Source organism: Novosphingobium rhizosphaerae, assembly GCF_050920675.1.
GTDB lineage: Bacteria > Pseudomonadota > Alphaproteobacteria > Sphingomonadales > Sphingomonadaceae > Novosphingobium > Novosphingobium rhizosphaerae.
In genome coordinates, this window is record NZ_CP137861.1 from 3,841,138 (window position 1) to 3,856,002 (window position 14,865).

General features: G+C 66.3%; 12 protein-coding genes. 4 read left to right on the forward strand and 8 right to left on the reverse strand.

Features of this window, described 5'->3' with window-relative positions; genetic code table 11:
* Window positions 1-31: 31 nt before the first annotated feature.
* Genes R9J51_RS17335 through R9J51_RS17345 form a run of 3 tightly spaced genes read right to left on the reverse strand, consistent with a single transcriptional unit; the run spans window position 32 to window position 3,268 of the window.
* Window positions 32-1,435, reverse strand: a complete 1,404-nt coding sequence (locus R9J51_RS17335; protein ID WP_179505233.1) for an amidohydrolase family protein — start codon at window positions 1,433-1,435, stop codon at window positions 32-34.
* Window positions 1,432-2,130 (reverse strand): cysteine hydrolase family protein, encoded by a 699-nt coding sequence (locus R9J51_RS17340; RefSeq protein ID WP_432787616.1) that lies wholly within the window; start codon window positions 2,128-2,130, stop codon window positions 1,432-1,434. The genes R9J51_RS17335 and R9J51_RS17340 overlap by 4 nt, the downstream gene beginning before the upstream one ends.
* On the reverse strand, window positions 2,123-3,268 hold the full coding sequence (locus R9J51_RS17345) for an LLM class flavin-dependent oxidoreductase (protein WP_179505234.1): 1,146 nt from the start codon (window positions 3,266-3,268) through the stop codon (window positions 2,123-2,125). Before R9J51_RS17345 ends, R9J51_RS17340 begins: the two co-directional genes overlap by 8 nt.
* 220 nt (window positions 3,269-3,488) lie before the next feature.
* On the opposite strand from R9J51_RS17345, the gene R9J51_RS17350 reads away from it, so the two are divergent.
* Window positions 3,489-4,334, forward strand: a complete 846-nt coding sequence (locus tag R9J51_RS17350; RefSeq protein ID WP_168557613.1) for an oxidoreductase — start codon at window positions 3,489-3,491, stop codon at window positions 4,332-4,334.
* Between the two features lie 26 nt (window positions 4,335-4,360).
* Here the strand turns inward: R9J51_RS17350 and R9J51_RS17355 are convergent, their stop codons facing one another.
* The 3 genes from R9J51_RS17355 to R9J51_RS17365 form a co-directional block, all read right to left on the reverse strand.
* Window positions 4,361-6,691 carry an acetamidase/formamidase family protein gene (locus R9J51_RS17355; RefSeq protein WP_179505235.1) on the reverse strand — a complete coding sequence of 777 codons (2,331 nt, stop codon included), beginning with the start codon at window positions 6,689-6,691 and terminating at the stop codon, window positions 4,361-4,363.
* 151 nt (window positions 6,692-6,842) lie between these two features.
* Window positions 6,843-8,048 carry an aromatic ring-hydroxylating oxygenase subunit alpha gene (locus R9J51_RS17360; protein ID WP_432787617.1) on the reverse strand — a complete coding sequence of 402 codons (1,206 nt, stop codon included), beginning with the start codon at window positions 8,046-8,048 and terminating at the stop codon, window positions 6,843-6,845.
* Window positions 8,049-8,193: 145 nt separating this feature from the next.
* The gene (locus R9J51_RS17365) at window positions 8,194-8,679 is read right to left on the reverse strand and encodes a VOC family protein (RefSeq protein ID WP_179505237.1); all 486 of its coding nucleotides are present in this window, start codon (window positions 8,677-8,679) and stop codon (window positions 8,194-8,196) included.
* Between the two features lie 211 nt (window positions 8,680-8,890).
* Here R9J51_RS17365 and R9J51_RS17370 point away from each other — a divergent pair, with 211 nt between their 5' ends.
* Entirely contained in the window at window positions 8,891-9,982 is a 1,092-nt protein-coding gene (locus R9J51_RS17370; RefSeq protein ID WP_169476392.1) for an acetamidase/formamidase family protein, read from the forward strand.
* A 184-nt stretch (window positions 9,983-10,166) separates the two neighbouring features.
* Here R9J51_RS17370 and R9J51_RS17375 read toward each other — a convergent pair whose 3' ends face one another.
* Window positions 10,167-11,072: a ribokinase gene (locus R9J51_RS17375; RefSeq protein ID WP_432787620.1), complete on the reverse strand. Its 906-nt coding sequence runs from the start codon at window positions 11,070-11,072 to the stop codon at window positions 10,167-10,169.
* Window positions 11,072-12,328 (reverse strand): MFS transporter, encoded by a 1,257-nt coding sequence (locus R9J51_RS17380; protein WP_179505238.1) that lies wholly within the window; start codon window positions 12,326-12,328, stop codon window positions 11,072-11,074. The genes R9J51_RS17375 and R9J51_RS17380 overlap by 1 nt, the downstream gene beginning before the upstream one ends.
* Window positions 12,329-12,666: 338 nt before the next feature.
* On the opposite strand from R9J51_RS17380, the gene R9J51_RS17385 reads away from it, so the two are divergent.
* Both R9J51_RS17385 and R9J51_RS17390 read left to right on the forward strand, forming a co-directional pair.
* Window positions 12,667-13,485, forward strand: a complete 819-nt coding sequence (locus R9J51_RS17385) for a DODA-type extradiol aromatic ring-opening family dioxygenase (protein ID WP_432787622.1) — start codon at window positions 12,667-12,669, stop codon at window positions 13,483-13,485.
* A gap of 1 nt (window position 13,486) precedes the next feature.
* A complete protein-coding gene (locus R9J51_RS17390; protein WP_432788006.1) occupies window positions 13,487-14,860 on the forward strand; it encodes an amidohydrolase family protein in 1,374 nt (457 codons plus the stop codon).
* Window positions 14,861-14,865 lie beyond the last annotated feature (5 nt).

Here is a 14,865-nt window from a genome sequence, read left to right on the forward strand (position 1 = left end):
TTGCCCGGCTGGGATCTGTGCCCCGACATGGTCAAGCCACCGGCCAGACGCAAGGGATCGTCATGCCCGCCCGCGCGATAAGGGTTGGGGCAACCTGTTCCACCTGGGCATAGAGTGCCTCTTCATCCACGGTCGTCATCCGATAATTGTCCACCAGGCGCTGTCCATCCACCCACACGCTGTGCACGCCGCGCCCATCGGCCGACCAGACCAACTGGTTGATCACGTTGAGCAGCGGCGTCCATTCGGGGCGATTGCGATCGTGTGCCACGAAATCGGCCTTTATTCCCGGCACCAGCGCGCCCACCGTGCCGGCAAGGCCGGCAGCGGCCGCGCCGTTGAGCGTGGCGCATTCCAGCACTTCGTGCGCCGGGAACAGGTTGCCATCGCGCCGCGCATCCTTGAACAGGCCGGCGAGCAGGTACATCGCGCGCATCAGATCGGCGATGTTTCCGTTGTTGTTGCCATCGGTGCCCAGCTGGATCGGCACGCCGGCCGCGTGCATTTCCGGAAACTTGCCCTGGCTGGTCACGCCATAGCCGCCCTTCATCGCGGTGAGCGGGCAATGCGTCACGCGCATGCCGCTTTGCGCCACGGCGGCCACTTCGGCGTCATCAAGATGGATCATGTGGGTAAGCGACAGGTGATCGCCCAGCACGCCCAGGTCTGCCAGATGCAGCAGGGCCCGCTTGCCGGCGGTGGCGAGGTAATAATCGGGATCGGCCGGGTCTGCGCTCATGTGCGCGGTGATACCCAGCCCCTTGTCCCGCACCAGCGCGGTCGCGGCGCGCCACAGATCGTCCGTTGCGGTGTTGTGGCCCACCAGGCAGCCCCAGGCGGCCAGGCGCCCGCTGGCCGAAACCGGCCAGCGATCGAACTGCGCTTCCAGCTTGGCGATCGCTTCGCGCGTAAGCGCGGCCTGGTCGTCGCCAGGGGCAAAGGCACGGTCCTGGACCCACTGGCCCAGCCGGCCGCGAATGCCCACCGCGTCCACCGCTTCCATCACGGCCGGCAGATCGAGGATCGTGCCCGCTTCCACGAACGTGGTCACCCCGTTCTTGAGCATTTCGACGCTGCACAGCGTGGCGGCAAGCTGCTCCTCGGCCGGGGTCTGCGCCAGGTAGGTGGGGATCAGCCAATCGAACACATTGGTGCGCCAATCCGTGTCATCGGGCACATAGCCGCGCGTGATCGGCTCGCCGGTGATGTGCACGTGGCAATTGACCAGGCCCGGCGTCAGCACGAAACGGCTGCCGTCGATCACCTGCCGCGCGGCAACCTGCGCCATCACATCGGCCGTGGGGCCAACCGCCACGATGCGGTCCCCCGCCACGGCCAGCGCGCCATCGCGCCAGATCTGGCGGCTGGTGTCCATGGTGACGATCCACGCATTGCGGATCACGAAATCGGCGGCAATTGGGGCAGATGCGCTCATGCGGTCCCCCATGCGCTCCACGCCTCCACCACGGCGGCGCTGGTGGTCAGCAGCGAACAGTGCTGCATCAGCGCCTTGAGGGAATGAACATGCAGGTCCTGCTCGGCCGCGGCGCAGGCATCGGACACCACGAACGTGTGGTAGTTGTGATGAAACGCATCACGGGTGGTGGAATCGACGCAGCAATCGGTGGTCAGCCCGGTCATCACCAGCGTGTCGATGTTGCGGGCGCGCAATTGCATGTCGAGGTCGGTGCCGTGGAAGCTGGAATAGGCCAGCTTGGCAATCTCGATATCGCCCGGCTGCGGGGCCACGCGCCAATAGTCTTCGCCCCCGCTGCCGATGCGGCAGATCGCCTCACCGCCCGGGGAACCGCGCCGCACCATCCAGGTCTTCAGCGCCTGGCTGTCGCTTTGCGGCCGCGTCATCACCCGCATGAAAGCTACGGTCACCCCGGCGGCGCGCGCGGCGGCGATCAGATCCTCGATACGGTCCACGGCCTTGTCGGACTCTGTCATGTCCGCGCCATAGCCGGCAACCACACCATGGGGCGCGGCAAAGTCCACCTGCACGTCCACCACCACCAGCGCGGTGCGTTCAGGCGCAATCATCGGCCCCGGCTTGGCCACGTGGGGCAAGGCGGTGGCCGGATCGATCATGGTGTGCGCCGCGCCTTCAGACTTAGGCTCAGACATGGGCCGCCTCCTTGATCTTGCCGGGAAAGCGCGCACGCAGCACGGGCAGGATTTTTTCGGCAAAAACCGGCAGCATGGTAAGGTAATCGGGGAAGATCACCATCAGCCCGTCGAGCGCGGTCTTTTCAAAGATCTCGGTCAACTGTGCCAGCACGGTTTCGGGCGAACCGGCCACGTGCGGCGCCATCAGCGCCGATCGCGCCTTGCGGGTGAAATCGTTCTCCTTGCCGATCTCGCCGTCCAGCATGCCATAGGCGCGCATCATGCCCCACAGCGTTTCCTCGTCCAGCCCGTCGCGATAGCTCTGCACCATCGCCTCGGCTTCCGCGTCCGTTTCGCCGATAACCAGGATCATCATCGAATAGGTGCGAATGGCGTGGCCCAGTTCCAGCGCACCGGCCTTGGCCTTGTGCGTGTTGGCAATCAGTTCTTCCAGGTTGTTGCCCGCCAGGAACAGCGCGTCCATGTGCTCGGCGGTAAAGCGCACGCCGGCTTTCGACGTGCCGGCGCAGACCAGGAACGGGCGCTGCTGCGGCTTGGGCCACGATGTGCAATCGTCCAGCGTGAAATACTTGCCCTGCGACGAAACACGGTCCTCGGTCCACAGGCGCTTGATCGCCTCGATCCACTCCGTCGCCAGGACATAGCGCTCGTCATGGTCCACGCCTTCGGGCCAAGCCCCCATCTGCGCGAATTCGCCGCGATAGGCGCCCGTCACCACGTTGAGCCCGGCGCGACCATGGCTGATCTGATCGAGCGTGGCGATCATCTTGGCGGCCACCGCAGGGTTCTGCAGCAGGGTGTGGATCGTCGCCCACACTTTCACGCGGGAAGTCGCCTGGGCCAGGCCGGCCATCATCAGGGGGCTGTCGAGCGAGGATTCCCAGTGCTGGATTTCCCCGCCGTATCCCTTGAACTTGGCCATGGCCATGATGAAGTCCAGCCCCAGTTCGTCGGCCAGCTTCGCCACCTTGAGGTTGTATTCATAAGAGCCATCGAGCCGGGGCGAATTCTTGGAAATGATCCAGCCGCCATTGGCCATGGGCATGAAGATGCCGATGTCGCGCCCGCCGCTGTCGGAAGGAAGGCCGAAATGCGCAACCGTGGGGAGGGTATCGGGCGTAACGGGGTCGGTCATGGCGGGTCCGTGATCTGGCAGTGTTGAGAACAGGTGTGGCTTGGGTTGGGATCGCAGGCAAGCTAGGGCGCCTTGGCCAACGCTTCTTGTCACCACGCGCACCAAGGTTTGTGCAGAGCGAGCGCTGCACCCATTGTGCACAAATCCATGCGCGCCACGCCAAGACGGGCTGCCGCGGCCCGCCTAGCCTGAGGGTGTACTGGATAAGGAACGCATGCGCATGGCAAACTGGTTCATCACTGGCGTCGGTTCGGGCCTGGGGCTGGCCCTCGCCCAGGCGGCCCTGGCACGCGGCGATGCCGTCGTCGGCACGGTGCGCGCCCAGGCCGATGCAGAGATGTTCGCAGCGCTCGCCCCCGGCCGCGCCCATGTGATGAAGCTGGACGTGACCGACGAAGCCGCCGTGCAGGTGGTGGTGCGCACCGCGCAAGGGCTCGTCGGGCCGCTCGACTATGTGGTCAACAACGCCGGGCGCGGCTTTACCGGCGCGGTGGAGGAAACCGCACTTGATGATGCGCGCGCGCTGTTCGACGTGAACCTGTTCGGCCCGATGGCCGTGATCAAGGCGGCCCTGCCGGCCATGCGCGCGCGCCGCGCCGGGCATATCGTCAACATCACCTCGGTGTCGGGCCTCGCCGCCTGGCACGGCACGGCGATCTATGGCGCCACCAAGTTTGCGCTGGAATGCCTGGGGCGCACCCTGGCCCAGGAAGTGGCGCCGCTCGGCATCAAGGTGACGAACGTGGCGCCCGGCGGCCTGCGCACGGCCTTTTCGGCAGAGCGGCTGCCCGGCGCGGAACCCACCATTGCCGACTATGCCGGCACCGCGCACATGGCGCGCAAGATCCTGCAGGAAAAGCATGGGTCGGAACCCGGCTGCCCTGCCCTGGCCGCCCAGGCGATCCTGGCCGCGCTCGACGAACCCGAACCGCCGCTGGTGCTGCTGCTGGGCGAAGACGCGCTGCACTATGCCGAACACGAACTGGGCGCGCTGGCCGGGCAATTCGATCGCTGGCAGGGCTACACCCTGGCGATCGCGGCGACAGAGGCTGAAGCCGCCCAATAGGGCGGCGCCCCCGCACTACCAAGGCCTCAGCTGGTGAAAAGAGCCTTGCGGATCACGGCGTGCACGCCCCAGTTGCCGTTGGCCACCTGGCTGATCCCGAAATCCACGCCGACCGAAAGCAGCGAGATCGCCTCGTCCTCGGTCAGGTCGCGGATGGTCATGAGGAAACGGCGCGCCTTGCGGAACGCGTCGCGCATCGCCGCATCGATGGACGAGCGCTTGTAGACCTCGCTCTGCGCCTTCGTGCCCAGATCGCGCAGGTAATCGGGATTGGAAAAACCCAGGATCACATATTCGGTGGGCGTCTCGATCATCGGATAATCCAGCTCGCGCACATGCGCTGGCGCGCCCTTGGCCTTGTGCAGGATCACCTGGATCACGGCGGTCATCGAGCATTCGATGGCCGTGCCACATAGTTCGCCATCGCCCTGGCTGGCATGGGGATCGCCCAGCGAAAGCAGGCCGCCGGGCACCGCAACCGGCAGGAACACGCTGGCGCCCGGCCCCAGCCGCCAATTGTCGATATTGCCGCCGAAATTGGCCGGTGGCACCGAATCGACCAGATCGGCATGGGCCGGCGCCATCGCCACCACGCCGAAATGCGGCCGAACCGGGATTTCGATATCGCGCAGGACGTTGAAATTCTTCTCGATCGTTTCCGGGTCAACCGGCACGCCGGGGTAATCGTACATCGGGTGGATCACGCCCGATGGATCGGTCTGCGGGGTCCAGCGATAGTTGTAGACCGCATGGGCCAGCGGCAGGCCGGCGCCCTTTTCGATCTCGTAAATGGTGATCACTTCGCGCGGCTTCGGCTCCGTGATTAGTTCGGCATAGTGAAATCCCCAATAGGCCGCCACGTTGCTGCCGAACGCGCGGCCCACAAAGCGCGGGTTGCGGCTGGGGCGCGGGTCGATGTCGAGGATGCGCACTTGCACCACGTCGCCCGGTTCGGCCCCGGAAATGGCGATGGGGCCGGTGCAGATGTGCACGCCAAACCCTTCGCCCGGCCCGCGCCCGACGACCGAAGCATCGAGCGGCCCGGCGCCGCGCCGGTCGACCACTTTGCCCTCGGCCGTCCAGCGATAGATCGCCTCGGCCGCCGGATCGCCATGGATCATCCGCTCGGCATCGTCGTTGGCGTGGTGGGTGAGCGTTTCCACGGTCACGTAATCGCCCGAGCAGACTTCCAGCGCAGGCTTCAGGTGCTTGCTGAAATAGCCCCAGTGGATCGTATCGGGCCGCACCGGCAGCACGTGGTGGCGCACGCCGGGGGCAGCATCCACCTGCACGTCTTCCACCAGCCCATCGGCCTCCACCAAGGGATCGAGCGGCGCGGTGGACGGGGCTTCCTCGCGCTCTTCGGGCTTGGCATCCTTGAGCACGCTGGGCCGGCCGCGCCGGGGCGCTTCCGCGGTTTCTTCGGGCAGCGCGCCGACCTTGCGGTATTCGCGCGGGCTCATGCCATAGCGTTCGCGGAACGCGCGGCTGAAGCTGGCGCTGTCGTTGAAACCCCATTGATAGAGGATTTCGGAAATCGAGCGCTGCGCGTGCAAGGGGCTGCCAAGGTCGAGCCGGCAGCGTTCCAGCCGGCGGAACTTCACGAACTGGCTGAAGCTTTCGCCCGCGCTTTCGAACAGCTTTTGCAGGTAGCGGGGCGAAATGCGGTGTTCGGCGGCGATCTGGTGGATCGACAGGTTGGGATCGGACAGGCGCATCTCGATCGACTGGAACACCCGCTCCAGGATCGCGGCACGCGCGCCCGCCGCGCCGCCCAGTTCCTTGACCGGCGCCTTGTCGAGCAGCGTGGCGGCGATGAATTCGGGCAGCGCCAGTTCCACCGGGCGGATCTGGTCGTCAGAAACATCGACGATGGTATCGGCCACCGAGCGCAACAGCGCGGAAAGCATGCGGCCGATCGCCTCGTCGGCAATCAGGTTGCTGATCTGCGAAGGCAATGCGGAGCGTGAGCGCAGCGCGGGCAGCGCATGGGGCACTTTGACCAGCAGGAAACGATGCTCGCCATTGAGGTCGATCTGCGTGCGAGCAGAGCCGCCGCCATAGAGAATGTCGCCTTCGGACAGCTCGATCGCGGTGGTGCCCTGCACTGCCGCCAGCCGCCCTTCGAGCAGCAGCACCAGCCAGAAGCTGGGCGCATCCTGCGCCATGTCGATCGCCAGGCGCTGGCCATTGCCCGTCACGCGCACGAACTGGATGCCCTGGCCGCTGGTGAAGCTCACCAGCTCGCCATAGAGCTCCTCGGCGCTGGCCAGAACTTCGAGGCTGACGCGTTGCAGCGCAAAACGCCAGGCATCCTGGCGCTGCTCGCGCGGATAGGCATTGGTGGTAAAGCGCAACGGCTTGCCCCCTGAAACGCGAAACGCAACGCGAGACGCGGTGATCGACCCTGTTGGCGGCGCGGCTTATGATTACCGGCCTGGCAACCACCTTACGCCATCTGTGATGACACGCAATGCTGCGCCGCAAACAAGGTTGCCCCGCTTCGGGTCAGGTGCGAACCAGCTCGCCATGCGATGGCGACGAGCCCGACAGCCGTTCGTGCGTGGCACGATAGCGGTGCACCAACCACTTGTTGAACTGGCCCTGCGCGCCTTCCTGCCAGGAATAGCGGCCACGCGGGGCAAAGCGCGAACGCAGGCCCTGCTGCACCAGTTCATCCACGTGCAGATCCTGCGCGATGATGTGCCCCGAAGCGCGAATGTTCATGTCCAGCTTGTGATCGAAAGCGGGATCGGCCATCGCGCCGGGCGCGAACAGGAAGCCGGTGTCCATCTCCAGCGATTCCGGGCCGGTGGGCCGCAGGATCAGGTAGATCACCATGTCGCTCATCATCACCAGGCTGAGCGTGGGCGGGATATTGGCAAAGGTCATGCGCATGCGCGCTTCGTCGGAAAGGCCGGGGAACACCGGCAAGACCGCCTTTTGCGTGGCGTTGAAGCTCGCATCGGCATGCAAGGTGCCGTTGAAGCGCAGGAACCCGCCGTCGGCCGGATCGCTTTCGGGGAACACCGCCAGGCCCGATGGCACGAAATCGTGCAGCGGCCCGTGGTGCAGGCGGCTGGCGTGATAGCCATCGTTGTTGTTTTCGAACATGACCTTCCAGTTCCACGGCAGCGTGGGCGCCGGATCGGGGCGCGGCCCTTCGGCCCCGGCCAGGTCATAGCCGGCAATGGCCTCGGCCACGGCGGTCAGGCGCGGGGCCAACGGAGCGGCATCGGCATCGAAGTTGATGAAGATGAAGCCGTTCCACAGCTCCACCTTGAAGGTGGGCAGGCTGTATTGCGCCTTGTCGAAATTGCAGGTCTTGCTCATCGCCGGCGCGGCGACGAGCTTGCCATCGAGGTTGTAGCTCCAGTGGTGATAGGGGCACAGGAAGCCGCGCGCATTGCCATGCCCTTCGGCCACCAGCATGGCGCGGTGCTGGCACACCGCGGACATGGCACGGATTTCACCATCCAGGGTGCGCGATACCAGGATGGGTTCGCCGATCACGCGGGTGGAGAAATAGTCACCCGGCTTGGCCACCCAATCGGCGCGGCCCACGCAGAGCCATTCGTGGTTGTAGAGCGCTTCTTTCTCGAACTCATAGAATTCGGCGCTGGTATAGCACTCGGGCGGCAGGGTCTCCGCCTCGGCGAGGTCCGTGGCAGAACTCCCAAGCGAGTGGATGAAGCTGTCGGTAACGAGGGTCACGGGCGCAAACTCCTGAACAATTCGGGTCTTGGCGGGGTCTGTCGGCACCATAACGGCAGTGCCTGGCGTGGGTCTTGAGCAGGGCAGCACGAATTGTTGAAACTGTGCGGCAACTCGTGCTGCGCTGCAATATGGAATTCGGCGCTTATTCGCGGGTGAAATCGGCTGGCACTTGCGGATCGGGACCAGCCTTGCCCCACAGCAGGATTTCGTTGCCCCAGGGATCCTGGAACGCATGGTTATACCCGTTGAAGGTGGACCAATAGTGGTTGCGCCACAGGATCGTAGCGCCACGCTCTTCGGCCGCAGCCAGAATGCGATCGGCGCTGTCATCGTCGCTGATCAGGATCCAGATACGCGGCTTGCGGCCCTGCGTGGCAAGGGCGCGCGGTTCCACCCCTTCGGCCTGCGGATGCGGGCGGGCATTGGCAGCATCGAAAATGCCCAGGTGCAGGTTGCCGATCGCGCTGTCGCTGCCATCGGGATTCTTCAACTGTCCGCCCGGCACCATGCGATGATAGACGCCGGCAGGCTTCTCATCGTTCTGCCAGCCGAACACTTCGGCATAGAATCGCCCTGCCGCGGCGGGATCGTCGCTGGGCATGTCGACAAAGATCAAGGTATTGGGCATCGGCGCGCCTTTCATGGGCCAATTGAACGATGCCGCCTTGTGGCGCGGGTAGGCCTTGCGCGGCTTGGACCTGCGCGCACCGATTGTTGACCCGGGCGTTCGGCGGGCCCGGTCATCAGGCCAAGTCATAGGGCGCGCGCAAACAAGACCGCAGCGCAGCATTGGCCCGAAAACGATGCCGTCCTGATACCCATCGAAACGAGGCACACGCATGAGTTTGGTCTGCAACCACGGCCATCGGCAGGCGGATACGGCGCCCGGCGCCCTGCACTATCTCAAAGCCACGCCCGAGACCGTGCACTGGGGCTATTTTTCGCCCGACATCAAACCGGCGCTCACGATTCGCAGTGGCGACCTGGTTCATGCCGAAGCCGTGACCCACCACGCGGGCGACGCGCCCGAGCTGATGTTCGACGAAGGGGTGGAGCGCATCTTCAAGGAGATCGACCCCACCACGCGCGCGCCCGGCGTTCATATCATGACCGGGCCGATCTTCGTGGAAGGGGCCGAGCCGGGCGACATGCTGGAAGTGCGCTATCTCCAGATGGTGCCGCGCAACAACTATGGCTCGAACCTGGCGGCCAACTGGGGCCACCTCTATCAGGAATTCGACGAGAAAGAGCGGGTGACGATCTACCAGCTCGATCCTACCACGCAGACCGCAAGCGCGCTTTATGCCTATGACTTTCCGGGCAAGTACCTGGTGCCCGGCACGATTACCAATTGCCCGGTGTGCGATCGCCAGCCTGCGCTCCCCGGCGTGACCATCCCGGCCCGCCCGCACCTGGGCACCGCCGGCGTGGCCCCGGCGGTGAACGAGCCGGTCAGCACCATTCCCCCCGGCCTGCACGGCGGCAACATCGACAACTGGCGCATCGGCGCGGGCGCCACGATGTATTACAAGTGCCAGGTCAAGGGTGGGCTGTTCTCGATCGGCGATCCGCACGTGAGCCAGGGCGATGGCGAGATTTCCGGCACGGCGATCGAAAGCTCGCTCAACTGCCTGTTCCAGATCATCCTGCGCAAGGACTTCGATTTCCCCTCGCCCCTGCTGGAAACGCCCAAGCACTGGATCGTCCATGGCTTTGGCGACGATCTGGACGCGGCGATGAAGAACGCCTCGCTCGACATGCTCCATCTGCTGGGCGAGCAAGTCGGCCTTTCGCGCAACGATGCCTATTCGCTGATGAGCGTGGCCGCCGATTTCGGCGTGACGCAAGTGGTGGACGGCACCCTGGGCGTGCACGCCCGCATCGACCGCGACATGTTCCCCGCCAAGGGCGTGGTCAAGGATCCCAAGTAAGCCCTGTAGAGGGTCGCAAGGAAGCGCCGGAGAGCCTTGGGCTTTCCGGCGCTTTTTGTATTTCGATTTGGCACGTGCAGTGCAGGCGCCCTTCAACAGGCTCAGGGCGAACGGAGGCGGGGGAATTTTCGTTGAATTCCGTTCGGGTGGCGCTTGTCGAAGCCCCCCGCTGCCGACCGCAGCGTCAGTGGTCCAGCAAGGCCAGCCCCGCATCCACCTCTGCCCGCGTGGGCATGGAGGCAGCAGCGCCCAGGCGCTGGACGGAAAGGCCGGCGGCGAACACCGCCACGGCGAGCGATTGGGCCATGCTCTCGCCTTGCGCCAGCCGCGCGGCAAGTACGCCGCAGAAGGTGTCGCCCGCACCGGTCGTGTCCACCACCGGCACGGCGCGTGCGGGCAGGCGGACAGTGCCGCCCGGCCCTTCAGCAATAACACCAGCCCCACCCAGCGTGACGATGACCCATTGGCCCTCACGCGCCATCAGGCGCCGCGCCGCAGCGGCAAGGGCGGTATCGCCTTCTGGCACGGCTTCGCCCAGGAAAAACGCCAGTTCGGTTTCGTTGACCACCACGATATCGGCCAGCGGCAGGATCGCCCGCCCCTCGGCCAGCGCAGGCGCCGCGTTGTAAAGCGTGCGTGCGCCAACTTCGTGCGCAAGGGCCAGGAAGCGCGCCACGGCCGCGGTGGGCACTTCGGCCTGGGCCACGGCGATCGCTGCGCCGGCGGGAAAGACATCGGGCGCGGGCAGCGCCGCATTGGCGCCACCGACAATGACGATCTGGTTTTCGCCTTCATCGGAAACGAACACATGCGCCAGGCCCGTCGGGCCGGGCAGACGCGCGATGGCGCCAGTGCCCACGCCCGCCTGCGCCAGTGCAGCCAGCATGGCATCGCCGTGGGCATCATGGCCCACCGCGCCCAGCATCACGGTGGGCACGCCCTGGCGCGCCGCGGCGACGGCCTGGTTGGCGCCCTTGCCACCGGGCAACAGGTCATAGCTGGTGGCCGCGACGGTTTCCCCCGCCAGCGGCAGGCGCGGCACGCGCATCACCAGATCGCGGTTGATCGATCCGAAAACGACGACGGTCATCAGGCCAGCACCAGATCGCCCGGCGCCACGTCATCGGCCCGGCGCCCCTGCCCTTGGGCAAAGCGATCGGGGTGCGGCAGCAGGGCGAGCAGCACCATGCCGGCCGCCAGGGCGCCGACGATGGTGAGCGTTGCCCCGGCATAAGAGCCGGTGCGGTCAAAGCTCATGTCCATCAGCATCGGCGCCACGCCCTGGATGAAGGCCACCACGGCATAGAACGTGCCCACGATCGTGCCGAAGTGGCGCAGCCCGAAATAGCGCGACACGAAGTAAGAAAGCGCGGCATATTCCGCGCCCATGCCGATGCCGAGCAGCGCGCCGGCCAGGATGATTGCCAGGCTGCCCGTGTAGAATTGCAGCACGACCATGCCGATCATCGCGCTGGCATACATCGGCAGCAGCAGGCGCGGGGTGCGAAAGCGATCGAGCAACCCGCCGGTCACGACCTGCCATCCGGCCGTGACCAGGGCGAACACCGCCACCACGCCGGTTGCCTCTGCCAGGCCAACGCCATGGCCGGTCAGGATCGGCACCACGTGGGTGAACATCGCGGTCATCCCGCCAGCGCCGGCCGCCACGGCCAGCAGCATCAGCCAGAACGCGCTGGTGCGCATGGCCTGGCCCAGGCTCATGCCGCTGGCCAGCGGCGCCGCCGGCGCGCCTTGCACTGCCGGGGGCGCATCGCGCAGCCACAGCGCAATGAACGGCGCGGCCAGCGCCACGATCATCCCGATCGTGGCATAGCCCGCGCGCCAGCCATGGCTGGTCAGCACCAGCCCGGCCACGATCGGCATGATCGTGGCGCCCACGCCATTGCCCACGCCTGCCGTCACGCCCAGCATGAGCCCGCGCCGCGCATCGAACCAGTTGGACACCACCTTGCTGACCATGCCCGTGGCCGCCATCGTGCCGAACAGGCCCACCACGGCAAAGCGCCAGTAGAAGTCCAGCATCGTGCCGCTGGCGCGTGAAACCAGCAGGATACCTGCCGCCAAGCCCAGATTGCCCACCAGCAAGAGCCAGCGCGCGCCAAAGCGGTCCATCGCCCGGCCGATCAGGGGATAGCTGATCGCGCTGATCACCGAGATCAGCCCGAGCACGCCGGAAACCCCGGCGCGCGGCCAGCCGAAATCCTCGGCGATCGGCACCAGGAACACGCCGATCGTGGCGGAAATCGCCGCCGTCATGCACAGCGTGTTGGCAATGGTGGCGGCGATGGCAACCTGGGCGGCCTGACGGGCGTGGCTGGCGGACATGTGGCGCAACGAGTCCCTGAACTATGGATGGCAAGCGCATCAAACCCCACCCCCGCGCGCTTGCCAAGCGCGCAAGCCCGCCAGCAAGAACGAGGGCGCCAGCCATCAACTTGGCCCCCATGCGGAACGCGGTTTTCCAGGCACTTGGCCATGCTCCGCGCGCGCCATGCAAAATTGCTTGCGCGTGCCGTCAAGACAGCAGAGGCCTGCGCTTCTAGGCGGTGGGCGATGGTTTGATCATCGAGAACCGATCGTTGCGGCTTTGCATCCGTCACCCCGGATCAAGCCGGGGTGACGATGATGCGATAATGCCGATGCCCAAGGAGCCAAGCGACGTCATGCCCGATTCCGCAACCCGGATGCCCAGCCTGTTCATTCCCCATGGCGGTGGCCCGTGCTTTTTCATGGATTGGCGCGCGATGGGTGGCCCGGCCGATGCCTGGGACAAGACTGCCGCTTACCTGAAGGGCCTGATCGCCAGCCTGCCGGAAAGGCCCAAGGGCATCGTGGTCATTTCCGGGCATTGGGAGGAAGACGCCTTCACCGCCTCCACCGCCTCGGCGCCCGCCATGATCTATGACTACTACGGCTTCCCCCCGCACACTTACGAACTGCAATTCCCCGCGCCCGGCGCACCGGCACTGGCCGAGCGGATCGTGGAGCTGATCAAGGCCGAAGGGCTGCCCGCACGCACGGACGAACGCCGCGGGTTCGACCATGGCGTGTTCATTCCCTTCCTGCTCGTCACGCCCGAGGCCGATATTCCGGTGGTGCCGCTCTCGCTCAAGCGCGATCTCGATCCTGAAGAACACTTGCGCTGCGGCCGGGCGCTGGGCGCCCTGCGCGAGGAAGGCGTGCTGATCGTGGGTTCGGGGATGAGCTTCCACAATATGCGCGCGTTCTTCTCGCCCGCCGCCACGCAGCCTTCGGCCACGTTCGATGCCTGGCTGACCCAGGCCATCGAAGGCGAACCGCAGGCGCGCTGGCAGGCGCTGTCGCAATGGGCCAGTGCGCCGGCCGGGCGGCAGAGCCATCCGCGCGAAGAGCATCTCATCCCGCTGATGGTGGCGGCAGGTGCCGCTGCCGATGCGCCGGGCAAGCGCGATTTCACCGACAACGTGATGATGGCCGACATTTCGGCCTTCCGCTTTGGCTGACGTGCTGTCGGTAGATACCCTGGTCACTGGCGCCATGTTGGTGACGATGGACGCGCGGCGCCGCGTGATCCGCGATGGCGCCGTGGCCATGGCGGAGGGACGGATCGTGGCCGTGGGGCCAAGCGCGGACGTGGCCGCCAAGGTGGCCCCGCGCGAGGTGATCGACGCGCACGGGTTCGTGGCCACGCCCGGCTTCGTCAACGCCCATGTGCACCTGACCGAAACGCTGCTGCGCAATTTCCTGCCCGAGGCGCTGCCGTTCGACGAAGGGCTGAACCAGTGGGTGATCCCGCTCTATCAGGGTCATACGCCGGAAGAGCAGGCGATTGCCGCGCGGCTGGCGGTGCTGGCCATGCTCAAGACCGGCACCACCACGTTCCTGGAGGCAGGCACGCTGATCGCGTTCGACGCGGTAGCGCAGGCGCTGGAGGGCACCGGCATCCGTGGCCGCATCGGGCGCTGGTGCATGGACCGCGCCTTTGCCCCCGGAGACGACCAGGCCACGCTCACCCGCGCGGCGCTCGATGCGTTCGAGACGGACCTGGCCGCCTGGCCCGACGATGGGCGGCTGATCGCCGCCTGGCCGCTGCTGGTCGGGCACATGACCAACACGGGCGAACTGTGGCAGGCCGCCACCGCCATCGCGCGCGAGCGCGGCTTGCGTATTGCGGCGCACATGGCACCCGCCGTGGGCGACCCGGAGTGGTACCTGGCCAACACCGGCAAGCGGCCGGTGCAATGGCTGGCAGACCTGGGCGTGCTGGGTGACCATCTATCGCTGGTGCACATGGTGCATGTGGACGCGAGCGAAGTGGCGTTGCTGGCGCAGAGCGGCACCCATGTGGTGCACTGCCCCGAAGCCTCGCTCAAGGGTGGCTACCAGGCCACCACGCGCGGGCTGTTTCCCGAAATGGCCGCAGCGGGCGTGAATATCGCGCTGGGCACCGATGGCGGCGACCGCCACGACCTGATACCTTCGGCGCGGCTGATGGCCGGATTGTGGAAGGACGCGCGCGGCGATACTGCGCTGTTCCCGGCCGAAAGCGCGCTGGAAATGCTCACCGTCAACGGCGCGCGCGCCATGGGGCTGCAAGGCCAGGTCGGCACGCTGAGCGTGGGCGCGCGGGCAGACCTGGTGCTGCACGATGCGCGCCGGCCCGAATGGGTGCCATTGCACAATCCCGCGCAGCAACTGGTGTGGTCGGCCGATGGGCGCGGCGTGCACAGCGTGTGGGTGGACGGCAAACGCCTGGTCGAGGCCGGGCGCTGCACCACCATCGATGAAGATCTCTTGCTGGCCCAGGCGCAGGATGCTGCGCAGGCCGTGGTTTCCCGCTCGGGCCTGCCGCTGCGCATGGCCTGGCCGCTTCTTTGAAGAAG